Consider the following 13,850-nt stretch of genomic DNA (forward strand, 5'->3'; position numbering starts at 1 on the left):
AAATGTTAACTAAAATTACAGGCGGCATTACGGCACCAAAAGGGTTTAAGGCCGCAGGTGTGCATGCTGGCATAAAAAAGAATGGCAAAGAAGATGTAGGCCTTATTTATAGCACTGCTCCTACAGTGGTAGCTGCCAAGTTTACTACCAACAAAATGGCGGCTGCGCCTGTGCTTGTTTCCCGAGAGGCCGTAAGTCAAGGCAAGGTACGCGCCATTGTTGTTAATTCTGGTTGTGCCAATGCCTGTACTGGCGACCAGGGGTTTACCGACGCCCGGATGATGGCTCATAATACAGCCCAACTGCTTAACTTGGACGATTGTGAAGTAGTAGTGGCTTCTACTGGTGTAATTGGTGTCCCATTACCGATGGATAAAGTAACAGCAGGTATTAGCCAAGCGGCGGCTGCGTTATCCGAGAGTGGGTATGAAGCTATGCTGGCGGCCATCATGACAACAGATACGTTCCCCAAAACCTGTGCCTATGAGTTTACGCTTGGCGGCAAACTTTGCAAAATTGCCGGAATTGCCAAGGGCGCAGGCATGATTCATCCGAATATGGCGACAATGCTCTCCTTTATTACCACCGATGTTGCCATAGCGCCTGAGGTTCTCAATCTGGCGCTTAGTCAAGCCGTTGAACTCTCCTACAATATGATTTCTGTTGATGGTGATACCAGTACTAACGATACGGTAGCGGTGTTGGCTAACGGCCAGGCAGGCAACGAACTCATTGCTGCTGCTGACAGCCAGCTTTATCAGGAGTTTTATACAGCTTTAAAAACAGTTTGTACCGAATTAGCCCAGCTAATTGTGCGTGATGGTGAAGGGGCAACCAAATTTCTGGAGATCAATGTTGCTGGTGCAGTATCCTTTGCTGATGCTAAATGCGCTGCGATGGCCATCGCTAAATCGCCGCTCGTAAAGACAGCGTTCTTTGGTCAAGACCCTAATTGGGGCCGCATTTTATGTGCTGTTGGTTATTCAGGAGCGAAAACGCAGCTTGACAAGACGTCGCTCGCAATTGGCGATTTAACCATTGTGGCGAATGGCCAGGGAGTCGCGGGTTTTGAACCTGCCAGGCTCAAAGAGATTATGGCTGCCAAGGATATTGCCATAACGGTTAACTTAGGCCAGGGGGAAGCAGCCGCTACGGTCTGGACTTGCGATTTTTCGTATGAGTATGTAAAAATCAATGGTGAATATACAACCTGATAGATAGATTTGAATTGGGAAAGGAATGATTCTATGATTAACTCGGTAGAAAAAGCGTCTGTGCTTATTGAAGCTTTACCATACCTGCAACGGTTTTCCGGCAACACAGTTGTCATCAAATATGGCGGTAATGCCATGCTTAATGACGAACTCAAAAAGAATGTGATCCAGGATATTATTTTTCTTAAATATGCGGGGATTCGTCCAGTTGTTGTTCACGGCGGCGGGCCGGAGATTACCGGTATGCTCAAGAAATTGGGCAAAGAGACTAGCTTTGTTAGCGGACTCAGAGTAACTGACGCCGAAACGGTGGAGATCGCCGAAATGGTGCTTGTCGGCAAAATTAATAGTGAAATTGTAAAGCTATTAAACTTCCTTGGCGCTAAAGCTGTCGGCCTAAGCGGCAAAGATGCTGACCTTATTATTGCCGCTAAGCATCTGGCTAAAGTCCGCGAGAATGGTCAAGTCAAAGAAGTCGATATCGGCTTTGTCGGCGATGTGCTCAAACTAAATACTAATATTGTTGAGAGCCTCTTAGACCAAGGTTATATTCCGGTTATTTCGCCTATTGGCGTTGGTAAAGACGGTGCTACCTATAATATTAACGCCGACTACGTGGCTGGGGAATTGGCTGCAGCATTAGGGGCTGAGAAACTAGCGCTTATAACTGACGTGGAAGGAATTTACCGCGATTACAAGGATAAGAGCACCTTTGTTTCGACCTTATCGCTGGCCGAAGCTCAGGAAATGATCAAGACAGGCAGCATTGACGGTGGCATGATTCCGAAAGTGGAGGCTTGTGTGAAAGCATTAGCCGCCGGGGTAGCAAAAACTCATATTATTGATGGCCGTAATCCTCACTCGTTGCTCTTAGAGATTTTCACCACAGAGGGTATTGGTACCGAAGTGGTAAAATACAGGAGGTACATCAATGGATAAACAGGCGATAGTTGCTATGGATCAAGAGAATTATCTGCCGGTGTTTGCCAGATATAACCTTGTTCTTAGTCATGGCGAAGGCCCCTATGTCTTTGATAATGAAGGAAAAAAATATATAGATTTTCTTGGCGGCATTGCTGTCAATGTTCTCGGTCATGCTCATCCGGCGCTGGTGAAAGCCGTGTCTGAGCAAGCCGGCAAAATGATTCATTGCTCCAACCTATACTACACCGAAGTGCAAGCCACACTTGCCAAAAAACTTGCAGAATTAAGTGGTCTTGACAAAGTATTTGCTGGCAATAGTGGTGCTGAGGCCAATGAGGGAGCAATCAAGCTGGCCCGGAAATATGGTAAAACGATTGCGGCCGACAAAGTGGAAATCATTACAGCTGAACATTCCTTCCACGGGCGGACGTTGGCTACTCTGACCGCAACTGGTCAGCCCAAATACCAAAAGGGCTATGAACCGCTTCCCGGCGGGTTTACCCATGTTCCGTTTAATGATATTGCAGCGCTAGAGGCCATCATGTCTGCTAAGACCTGTGCCGTAATGCTGGAACCCATCCAGGGGGAGGGCGGTGTAAATATCCCTGATGCGGATTATCTTATAAAAGTCCGCCAGCTGTGTGACAAATACAGTGCGCTGTTAATTCTTGATGAAATTCAGACAGGTATCGGCCGGACAGGAAAAATGTTTGCTTATGAACTTTTCGGCATAAAACCTGATATTGTAACGTTGGCTAAAGGCTTAGCGGGCGGAGTGCCGATCGGTGCATTTATTACAACTAGCAAAGTAGCTACAGCCTTTACTGCTGGCGATCATGGCAGCACCTTCGGCGGCAATCCGCTTGCCTGTGCAGCAGCAAATGCGGTGTTACAAGTCATTGAAGAAGAAAAGTTGTTAGAAAATGCGCAGAAAATCGGCGATTATCTTGTAGATAAACTCAATGCTCTTAAAAGCAAATATCCGGCACTGATTACCGAGGTGCGGGGCAAGGGCCTGATAGTTGGTGCCAAGCTTACCATTCCGGGGCGGGATATTGTTAATAGCTGTCTGAGCCAAGGCGCTATTATAAACTGCACCGCAGGCGACGTACTCCGGTTTGTACCGCCGCTTACTATAACCAAAGACCATGTGGATGAAATGATTGCCGTATTAGATAAAACGTTGGCGGCTGTATAACTTTAAACTGGGGGAGTGTTAGGAATGAGTCTTAAAGGAAAAGACTTTTTATCAATAAATGATTTGTCGGTTGAAGAAATATATCAAATTCTTGATTTTGCTAAAATACTAAAAGCAAAGCAAAAGGCGGGTGAAGCTCACCCGCTGTTAAAAGGCAAGACGCTGGGGATGATCTTTCAAAAATCATCTACCCGTACCAGAGTCTCTTTTGAAGTTGGCATGTGGCAACTTGGTGGGATGGCTTTGTTCTTGTCGTCCAACGATTTGCAAATTGGCCGGGGCGAGCCAGTCAAAGATACTGCTCGCGTATTATCCCGTTATTTGGACGGTATTATGATCCGGACGTTTTCCCATCTGGAAGTAGAGGAACTCGCCGAGTACGCCAATATCCCGATTATTAACGCCTTGACAGATCTGCTGCATCCCTGTCAGGCAATGGCCGATATCTTTACCGCTATTGAGCATAAAGGGGAACTAAAAGGACGAAAGCTATGTTATATTGGCGACGGTAATAATATGGTCAATTCACTTTTGCATATTTGTGCCAAAGTCGGGATGGATATCAGTGTAGCTACGCCAGCTAACTATGCTCCAGATGCAATCATTGTCGAGCAAGCTGCCGTAGCGGCCAAACTGTCAGGCAGTAAGATAACCATTCTGGACGACCCATTTGCTGCTGCTAAAGACGCCGATGTGCTCTACACTGACGTTTGGGCCAGCATGGGTAAAGAAGGCGAACAGGCCATCCGCAAACAGGCCTTCGCTGGTTTCCAAATTAATAACTCCATCATGCAGGTTGCCAAAAAAGACGCGATCGTCATGCATTGCCTGCCAGCCCATCGCGGCGAAGAAATCACTGATGATGTGATTGAAGGTCCAAATTCTGTGGTGTTTGATGAAGCGGAGAATAGGTTGCATGTGCAAAAGGCCATCATGGCCCTGTTGATGTCTGACTGATACATTAGAACTTGTTATAAACGCCCACCTGCTTCGTTGCTCCTCAGAACAATTGCTTGCGTACGCCAGTACGCGGCGCGGCATGTTCTTCCGGTGCGCCTCGCATCTGGACATTTCTAACAAGTTCCGGCAGTTCGTGACTTTTTTGGTTACGGGGGTGCCGGGGGAGTCTCGGGAGTCTCGGGAGTCTCGGGAGTTACGGACTCGTTTCAGCGTAGCTGAAACATTGAGGGTTGGCGATTGGTTTGAAGAATAGTTAAAACGAGATTGCTTTGGCATACTCCATTGCGAGCGTTAGCCTGGCAATCTCAATCTTTGCTACCTTTCTTGCAGGAACAAAATAGCAAATAAGCGAATAAAATATAAGTTTGTAGCGTATCACTAAGTTAATTATCAAGGAGGAACTACATAATGAGTGACATTAAAAAAGTTGTACTGGCCTATTCAGGTGGCCTGGACACCTCGGTTATTATTCCTTGGCTCAAAGAAAACTATGGCTGCGAAGTTATTGCTATGTGCGCTGACGTCGGTCAGGGAGACGAATTGGCTCCTGTCCACGACAAGGCGATCAAATCAGGTGCCAGCAAGGTATATATTGAAGACTTAACAGCTGGGTTTGTGGAAGACTATGTATGGCCGACCTTAAAAGCTGGCGCTGTATATGAAGGTAAATACCTGCTTGGTACTTCCTTTGCCCGCCCGATTATTGCTAAAGCACTTGTTGACATTGCGATTAAAGAAGGCGCAGATGCTATCTGTCATGGCGCAACAGGCAAAGGCAATGACCAAGTGCGTTTCGAGCTTACCGTTAAAGCGTTGGCTCCCCATCTTAAAATCATTGCTCCCTGGCGGATATGGGACATCCGTTCCCGTGAGGATGCGATTGATTATGCTGAAAAACATGGTATTCCTGTACCTGTTTCCAAAGCACGTCCGTACAGCATGGACCGTAATATCTGGCACTTAAGCCATGAAGGCGCTGATCTTGAGAACCCGGCGAATGCGCCCAAAGATGATGTATATATGATTACTACGCCTCCGGAAAAAGCACCTGATAAACCGCTTTACATTGAAGTTGGCTTTGAAAAAGGTATTCCAGTTTCCGTTGATGGAGTTAAGCTAGATGCAGTAGCCCTCTTAACCAAGCTTAATGAGATTGGCGCTGCGAATGGTATTGGTATTGCCGATATCGTAGAAAATCGTCTTGTTGGGATGAAATCCCGCGGTGTATATGAAAATCCCGGTGGAGCGATTTTATATTATGCGCACAATGAATTGGAATATCTGACACTTGACCGGGCTACTTTACATTACAAAGAACAAGTAGCCATCAAATACGCAGAACTTGTTTATGACGGTATGTGGTTTGCACCGCTCAGAGAAGCCTTAGATGCATTTGTGGATTCTACCCAACAAACCGTGTGCGGTACTGTCCGTTTGAAATTGTATAAAGGCAATATCATAAGTGCAGGTGCTACATCACCATACTCTCTCTACAACGAAAAAATCGTAACGTTTGGCGATAGTGAAGAGTTATACAACCATGGCGATGCAGAGGGCTTTATTAATCTCTTTGGTCTGCCACTCAAAGTCCGGGCCATGATGAAAGCTGAGGTCAAGAAAAACAATGAGTAAACTATGGGGCGGACGTTTCGCCAAAAGTACGGATGTAATGGTGGAGGAGTTTACCTCCTCCATTTCTTTTGATAGCCGCATGTACAGCCAGGATATTGCCGGCAGTATTGCCCATGCTACCATGCTGGCAACCTGCGGTATAATCAGCCAGGAAGATGCTAAACTGATTATTGATGGCTTAAAGGGGATACTAGCTGATATTGAAGCTGGTAATTTCAGTTTCGAAGTATCGTTAGAAGATATTCATATGAATATTGAAAAACGTCTGACTGAACGTATTGGAGCAGCGGGCGGACGCCTGCATACAGCCCGCAGCCGTAATGACCAAGTAGCGCTTGATACTCACATGTATGCGCGCGGCCAGGTCGCTGAGATTGCCAAACTCTTATTTGACTTAGAACAGGCTATTCTTGATACAGCTCACAAGTATCCGGAGGTAATCATGCCTGGCTACACCCATCTCCAGCGGGCGCAGCCCATTTTATTCTCCCATCATATGCTGGCCTATTTCTTTATGCTGGAACGAGATTTCCGACGTTTGGGCGGGGTATGGGAATCAGCTGATATTATGCCGCTGGGAGCTGGAGCTTTGGCGGGCACGACCTTCCCTATTGACCGGGAGCAGGTAGCCCGTGAACTTAATTTTGGCCGTATCTATGAAAATAGTCTGGATGCTGTCAGTGACCGCGATTATATCCTGGAATTTTTGTCGTTTGCATCTATTCTCATGATGCATCTGAGTCGCTTAAGTGAGGAAATCATCCTCTGGTCCTCAACTGAATTTTCCTTTATTGAACTTGACGATGCGCACTGTACCGGCTCTAGCATTATGCCCCAAAAGAAAAACCCGGATGTTGCTGAATTAGTGCGGGGTAAAACCGGCCGGGTGTTTGGTCATCTAATGGCTATGTTGACAGTGACTAAAGGCTTGCCGCTAGCCTACAACAAAGACTTGCAAGAGGATAAAGAAGGTCTGTTTGATACCATCGATACCGTTAAATTTAGTTTGACAGTGTATGCGGCCATGTTGCGCGGTATGAAGGTCAACGTCGGTGCCATGCGTCAGGCGCTTAAAACCGATTTTTCCAATGCGACCGACATGGCAGATTATCTTGTCAAAAAAGGGTTACCCTTCCGGCAAGCGCATGAAGTTGTCGGTAAATGCGTAGCCTATTGCCTAAGTGAGCAAAAAACATTGACAGACTTAACGCTGGAACAGTTTAAAGAATTCTCGCCATTGTTTGCCGCTGATATTACCGAAGCTATATCAATCGAGACCTGCGTAGGGGCTCGTAACTCCCTGGGAGGAACATCGCCCACTCAGGTTGGACAAACCGTACTTATCGCCAAGTCCGTCATGGAGAAACAACAAAAACGCCTTGACATGTATACAAAAACCACTTTATAATAACTATAAACATACACCCAAGGAGGCCTGTTAACATGACAGATATTGCTGTTACACTGGCTGATAAGCGCGGCACACTTCCCGCGGATGACAAACTAGGTTTTGGTAAAATTTTTACTGACCATATGTTTGTAATGGACTATGCCAGTGACAAAGGCTGGTATGATGCCCGTATTATTCCCTATGGAGACTTCAACATTTCCCCGGCAGCCATGGTGTTACATTATGGTCAAGCTATTTTCGAGGGAATGAAGGCGTTCCGTACTGAAGATAACCGTGTTGTAATGTACCGGCCAGTAGATCATTTAAAACGTTTTAACAATTCGGCGAATATCCTAAGCATTCCGCAAATGGATATTGACGTAGTGCACGCCGCGTTAAAAAAGCTTATTGACATTGATAAGCAGTGGGTACCCAAATCGTTGGGGACATCTTTGTATATTAGACCGTTTGTCATTGCGGTTGATCCCTATGTTGGCGTAAAAGTAGCGGCTCATTACACATTATTTATTATTCTTTCCCCGGTTGGTGCCTACTACGCCTCTGGTTTTAAACCTGTCAAGATTAAGGTCGAAGATCATTATGTACGTGCCGTAAAAGGTGGTCTGGGTGAAGCCAAGACCGCGGCAAACTATGCTGCAAGTCTTAAGGCTTCCGAAGTAGCCAATGAAGAAGGTTATACCCAGGTGCTGTGGCTTGATGCAATTGAGCAAAAGTACATCGAAGAAGTTGGCACAATGAACATCTTCTTTAAAATTGATAATGAAATTATCACGCCTGAATTGAACGGTAGTATCCTCAATGGTATGACCCGCCGCTCGGTGCTTGAGGTTGCTAAGTCTTGGGGCATGAAGACCAGTGAACGTCGCATTTCCATTGACGAAGTATATGAAGCGCATGCGAATGGACGTTTGCAAGAAGTCTTTGGCACTGGTACGGCTGCTGTTATTTCGCCGGTTGGCGAACTTTCCTGGAAAGGGAAAAAAATCAGTATCAATAATGGTGGGATAGGTGAAACCTCACAAAAATTATTCGACTATATAACCAGCTTGCAACAGGGGCGTGTAGCCGATAAATTTGGTTGGGTTGAAGAAGTAACCAAGCTGTAAACTGGATTTATTGCAAATACAATACGATTAGGCTTGTGCCAGTAGGCACAAGCCTAATTTGTATCATAGTAGAGATATTGAAGATTGGACTAATAATTTTAAATAAACATTATTTTTTTAAAAGGTTTTCCTATTAATGGGTAGAATAAAACTATAGGCTATATATACTATAGTTTTACTCCGTGTTTGAGGTGTACAGCATGTTATTGCAAATAAAGGGCATAATTTCTACAATTGGTCTTCTTGATATTATCGACATTGTAATTGTTGCCTATTTTTTATATAAGTTATATGTCATGATCAGAGATACCCGGGCTGTGGCGCTATTAAAGGGTCTTGTTGTTCTGCTGCTAGCTACCATGGTCAGCCGGTGGCTGGAGCTCAATGTGATTAACTGGTTATTACAAAAGACAATGACGGTGGTATTAGTAGCATTGCCTGTTGTTTTTCAGCCAGAACTGAGACGGGCGCTGGAACACCTAGGCCGGGGGCGTTTTTTTCAAAACAGAACTCAACTGAATGCGGAAGAACGGGAAAATCTCTTTCAAGAACTAGCCAGGACAGTTACTGCGCTGTCTAAAAATAAAATTGGCGCATTAATTGTGATCGAACGAGAGACTGGATTAAATGATTATATTGAAACCGGTATCAAAGTCGATGGATTGGTATCAAGTGAATTTTTAATTAATATTTTTATCCCGAACACGCCACTACATGATGGCGCTGTTATCGTTCGTGGCAACCGGGTGCAAGCCGCAGGGTGTTTGTTACCGCTATCTGATGACAGGAGCCTGACCAAAGAATTGGGCACCAGACATCGGGCGGCGATTGGTATCAGTGAACAGACAGATGCTGTTGTCGTTATTGTCAGTGAAGAGACGGGGATTATTTCACTGGCGCGTGGTGGACGGTTGCACAGATATATGGATGCTGAGAGTCTAAAAGAGCAGCTTGCGTCGCTATTTGTGATGCGAAGTTCTTCCATAAGTGATCTGTTTAGCTGGAGGCCGTCGTAATGGGTGACAATTATTTCAAAAAGCCGGGAGAAACTAAAAATATAGTGCCTAAAATATTGGCTATCATATTGGCTATTATAATGTGGATGTATGTAATGAATGAACAGAACCCGCCGTTTGAATCCTCCTTTATTGTTCCCTTGGAGGTGCGCAATGTTGCGACAGATTATGTGGTTTTTGAAGCACCTGAAACTATCAAGGTAAAAATTCGTGGTCCACGCAGTATGGTGGCTGGAGTACATACCAAAGACATTAAGGTTTTCGTTGATGTTAAGAATCTAACGGAAGGCACGCACACTATTGGCGTTAATGCGACTATTCCAGCTAGCCTGGAACTGGTTGAGATTAATCCAGATAAAGTGCAGTTGAGGATTGAACCTGTAATCAGTCGTCAGCTGCCTATTGAGGTGCGCCCAACAGGGACTCCGGCCTCAGGTACGGTGCTTGGCAAGACGGCGACTTCCCATGGACAGGTTACAATTGAAGGGCCAAGAACCATCGCAAATACAGTAGAAAAAGTAGTGGCAGCAGTAGACATATCAGGCAAGAGCAATGATATTGCGGTAGATGCAGTGCTCATTCCGATTAATCGTGCAGGAAAAGAAGTCGAAGGTGTTACTATTTATCCGGAAAAAACCAAAGTAACTGTTAGCTTGATAACGGAAGTCACAAAAAAAGTGCTGGATATAAAGCCAGTTACCCAGGGCGAATTACCAGCAGGCTTGATTATCAAGAGTGTTGTTACACAGCCTGATAAAGTAGAACTAACAGAAATAGTGCCAGGCAAGGGCACTGACAAGCAGCCTGATGCTATTTATACTGAATCAATCAATTTAGCCGATATCAACAAAGATACTGATAAAGAAGTCAAAATTCAATTGCCGGAAGGAATGACTGGCCCAACTAAGTCAGTCATTGTTAAGATAAAAGTTGGGCCACGCTAAAGGAGATAAGAATCATTGCTTAAAATCAGTAATTTTCGCGTACCATTAACTGATGATACACCACTAGAACAATTAGCTGCCAAACGTCTTAAAGTGGCGGCAGATGCCATAAGCCAAGTGATCATTATCCGGCGGGCCGTGGATGCCCGCCGCAAGAATAATATTACATTTGTATATACCCTGGAGGTGGAGGCCGCTGTTCCCAGCGGCCAGATTTTGGCTGGCCTGGCAGGCGATAAGGATGTCGCTCAGGTAACACAAATGGCTGCAGAGGATATTAAACCTGGGGAAAAGCAGCTAACAAACCGTCCTATTGTGGTTGGCTTAGGACCAGCAGGCTTACTTACTGCATATATGCTGGCAAAACATGGTTACAAACCGCTGGTAGTCGAACGTGGACAGGATGTTGACCAGCGAGTTAGGGACATTGCTGAATTTTGGCACACAGGTAAACTAAACGAAAAAAGCAATGTTCAATTTGGGGAAGGTGGGGCTGGTACTTTTTCTGATGGCAAGCTTACCACACGTGTGACTGATCCGCGGATGGCGCAGGTAGTTGACATTATGATTTCTGCCGGTGCTCCGCCAGAAATAAAATATCTCCATAAACCGCATATTGGTACTGATAAATTGAGGCAGGTTGTCAAAAATATCCGTACCCGGATTATAGAAATGGGTGGCCAGGTTGAGTTTGAAGCAAGATTAACAGGCATAGAAAGCAAGGATGGCCGTCTGACAGGAATAACTATCAATGATAACCGCTTGCTGCCGTGTGATGCGCTATTTTTGGCCATCGGTCACAGCGCTCGTGATACCTATCAAATGCTTTACCAGGCGAATATTGCGATGGAAGCCAAACCCTTTGCTATCGGTGTTCGTATCGAGCATCCACAGGAACTAATTGATCGTGCACAATATGGCAGTGCAGCCGGACATCCTAAGCTGGGAGCGGCTGATTATGCCTTAGTATATCAAGATCGGGCTGCTGGCCGGACGGCGTACTCTTTCTGCATGTGCCCAGGCGGATTGGTAGTAGCATCTGCTTCGGAAGCAGGTGGGGTCGTAACCAATGGTATGAGCCTGTTTAACCGGGACTCAAAGCTTGCCAATAGTGCGCTGGCTGTAACCGTTAATCCAGCCGACTTTGGCCCCAATGTACTTGATGGCATCGAATTCCAGCGCCGCTATGAATGCCTGGCATTTGCGTTAGGTGGTCACAACTATCGGGCGCCGGTACAGACTGTTGGTGATTTTCTGGCTGGCAAAAGCGGTAGCAGTAAATATCTTGTTACACCCAGTTACCGTCCTGGTGTAACGCCAGCCGACCTTACAGAATGTTTGCCAGACTTTGTTGCAGCAACTCTGGTGAAAGCCCTGCCGGATTTTGGTCGAAAAATCAGAGGCTTTGATCATCCAGGGGCGGTACTTACCGGGGTTGAGACAAGAACCTCAGCGCCTGTCCGAATTATACGCGGGCCGGATTTTACATCGGTTAACACTGCTGGACTCTATCCTATTGGCGAAGGAGCCGGTTATGCCGGCGGCATTATGAGCGCTGCCCTTGACGGGATGAATGCAGCCATCAGTTTAATTGAAGAATATAAGGTGTAATCATTCACGCTGAAAATCGAAGGGAGCATCTACATACATGGCAAGATTGTTTGGAACTGACGGCGTGCGCGGCTTAGCCAACGCTGAACTTACCCCAGAATTGGCTTTTAAAATGGGCCGGGCGGCGACCTACTATTTTGGCAAAGAGCATAAATGTCCGGTATTTTACATTGGGCGGGATACCCGTATTTCCGGGCATATGCTGGAGGCAGCATTAGCGGCAGGTATCTGTTCGGCAGGCGGCGAGGCTGTCTTGCTGGGTGTTGTGCCTACCCCGGCAGTAGCATATTTGACCCAAAAACACGGTGCACAAGCTGGTGTTGTTATTTCGGCATCCCATAACCCCTTTCCTGATAATGGCATCAAATTTTTCGCAGGTACAGGCTATAAATTACCTGATACTGTGGAAGATGAACTAGAAAAATTGATCGCAGCTGAGCCTGATACTATGCCCCGGCCTACAGCTGGCGACGTTGGCTTCATTACCTATAAACATGATTTATTACAAGAATACGTGGATTACGCCCTAGCAGCAGTGGATGGTTCATTGAGCGGACTTAAAATTGTGGTAGACTGCGCTAATGGTGCGGCGTATGAGGCGGCTCCAGCGGCCTTCAGAAAATTGGGGGCAGAGGTTATTGTTCTTAATGATAAGCCAAATGGCAGCAATATCAATGCTGGCTGCGGCTCAACCCATCTTGAACAATTACAGGCCGCAGTAGCTCAGAATAAAGCCGATATCGGGTTGGCTAATGACGGCGATGCTGATCGCTGCCTGGCTGTTGACGAAGCAGGAGAAGCTGTTGACGGCGATCAAATTATGCTTATTTGTGCACTAGAAATGCTTAAGAGGAATACGCTGCCTGATAAAACGCTGGTAGCTACGGTTATGAGCAATCTGGGGCTGCACCAAGCCATGAAAAATGCTGGCGGCAAAGTGCTTGTCACACCAGTAGGTGACCGTTATGTGCTGGAAGCTATGCTTAAAAACAAGCTGGTGCTTGGTGGCGAACAATCAGGTCACATTATATTTAGTCAGTACAGTACAACTGGCGACGGTCTGATTACGGCTCTAAAGCTGGCGGCGGCCTTAAAACAAAGCGGCAAAAAAATGTCACAATTAGCCCATGTAATGACCCGATTCCCGCAGTTATTGGTAAACATTCGCGTTAAGAGCAAACAAGGTTGGGAGAATAACGCTGCGATAGCGGCAGCCATCCAAGCAGGCGAGCAGGAATTAGGCGATAATGGCCGGATACTAGTGCGTCCTTCCGGTACTGAGCCCCTCATTCGCGTAATGGCTGAAGGACCGGTGCTGCCTGATTTGGAGCGCATTGTTGCTACCATTGCTGAGGTAATTAAACAAGAACAATCCTAAACTGATTGACCAATATAGTAAACTATATTACAATAAGATAGATATGGCAAAGGAGCACTATTTAGTGCTCCTTTGCATATGTATAGTTAGTACTCATTGGGGGTGAGAATGACAGAAAAACAGGATAATTACTACCTTTGTGACAAAAGCTAATCCCAAAAAAGCGCTGGTGCTTGGGAGAAACCAAGCAGACGAGGAAGAGGTTTATCGAGCAGTCAGCGGATGCCTCTCGGCGACTGTCGTCGTAAGCTGACCGACAAAACCGCAGGGTGACCTGTGGAACAAAACGGCAGCATGCAGAAAAGAAAAATTTTAATAATGACAAAACGTATTATAGGCTTAGGTTGCTTAGAAATGTTCAGATGCTAGGCGGAAGGAGGACGTGAACGGAGTCGTACTGGGAAGTACGTCGCAGAGAACGCCCGGACTGACAACGACGCAGATGAGCGTTTATAA

At 46.0% G+C, this 13,850-nt stretch carries 11 protein-coding genes; all 11 read left to right on the plus strand.

Translation table 11 applies throughout. From position 1 onward, the window contains the following. The first annotated feature begins 2 nt into the window (after positions 1-2). Positions 3-1,214: a bifunctional glutamate N-acetyltransferase/amino-acid acetyltransferase ArgJ gene (gene argJ, locus ACZ449_RS25510; RefSeq protein ID WP_464258837.1), complete on the plus strand. Its 1,212-nt coding sequence runs from the start codon at positions 3-5 to the stop codon at positions 1,212-1,214. Positions 1,215-1,247: 33 nt separating this feature from the next. Continuing rightward, positions 1,248-2,153 carry an acetylglutamate kinase gene (gene argB, locus ACZ449_RS25515; RefSeq protein WP_464258838.1) on the plus strand — a complete coding sequence of 302 codons (906 nt, stop codon included), beginning with the start codon at positions 1,248-1,250 and terminating at the stop codon, positions 2,151-2,153. Beyond that, the gene (locus tag ACZ449_RS25520; protein WP_464258839.1) at positions 2,146-3,336 is read left to right on the plus strand and encodes an acetylornithine transaminase; all 1,191 of its coding nucleotides are present in this window, start codon (positions 2,146-2,148) and stop codon (positions 3,334-3,336) included. The genes argB and ACZ449_RS25520 overlap by 8 nt, the downstream gene beginning before the upstream one ends. A 24-nt stretch (positions 3,337-3,360) precedes the next feature. Continuing rightward, positions 3,361-4,293 carry an ornithine carbamoyltransferase gene (gene argF, locus ACZ449_RS25525; protein WP_464258840.1) on the plus strand — a complete coding sequence of 311 codons (933 nt, stop codon included), beginning with the start codon at positions 3,361-3,363 and terminating at the stop codon, positions 4,291-4,293. A 411-nt stretch (positions 4,294-4,704) separates the two neighbouring features. Next, the gene (locus ACZ449_RS25530; RefSeq protein WP_464258841.1) at positions 4,705-5,928 is read left to right on the plus strand and encodes an argininosuccinate synthase; all 1,224 of its coding nucleotides are present in this window, start codon (positions 4,705-4,707) and stop codon (positions 5,926-5,928) included. After that, the gene (gene argH, locus ACZ449_RS25535; protein ID WP_464258842.1) at positions 5,921-7,336 is read left to right on the plus strand and encodes an argininosuccinate lyase; all 1,416 of its coding nucleotides are present in this window, start codon (positions 5,921-5,923) and stop codon (positions 7,334-7,336) included. Before ACZ449_RS25530 ends, argH begins: the two co-directional genes overlap by 8 nt. A 35-nt stretch (positions 7,337-7,371) precedes the next feature. After that, on the plus strand, positions 7,372-8,445 hold the full coding sequence (locus tag ACZ449_RS25540) for a branched-chain amino acid aminotransferase (protein WP_464258843.1): 1,074 nt from the start codon (positions 7,372-7,374) through the stop codon (positions 8,443-8,445). 200 nt (positions 8,446-8,645) lie between these two features. Next, positions 8,646-9,461 carry a diadenylate cyclase CdaA gene (gene cdaA / locus ACZ449_RS25545; protein WP_464258844.1) on the plus strand — a complete coding sequence of 272 codons (816 nt, stop codon included), beginning with the start codon at positions 8,646-8,648 and terminating at the stop codon, positions 9,459-9,461. Continuing rightward, positions 9,461-10,405, plus strand: a complete 945-nt coding sequence (locus ACZ449_RS25550; protein WP_464258845.1) for a CdaR family protein — start codon at positions 9,461-9,463, stop codon at positions 10,403-10,405. The genes cdaA and ACZ449_RS25550 overlap by 1 nt, the downstream gene beginning before the upstream one ends. A 15-nt stretch (positions 10,406-10,420) precedes the next feature. Further along, positions 10,421-12,016: an NAD(P)/FAD-dependent oxidoreductase gene (locus ACZ449_RS25555; RefSeq protein ID WP_464258846.1), complete on the plus strand. Its 1,596-nt coding sequence runs from the start codon at positions 10,421-10,423 to the stop codon at positions 12,014-12,016. 37 nt (positions 12,017-12,053) lie between these two features. Then, a complete protein-coding gene (gene glmM, locus ACZ449_RS25560; protein ID WP_464258847.1) occupies positions 12,054-13,394 on the plus strand; it encodes a phosphoglucosamine mutase in 1,341 nt (446 codons plus the stop codon). Positions 13,395-13,850: the final 456 nt, after the last annotated feature.

This window comes from Desulfosporomusa polytropa (genome assembly GCF_055380075.1).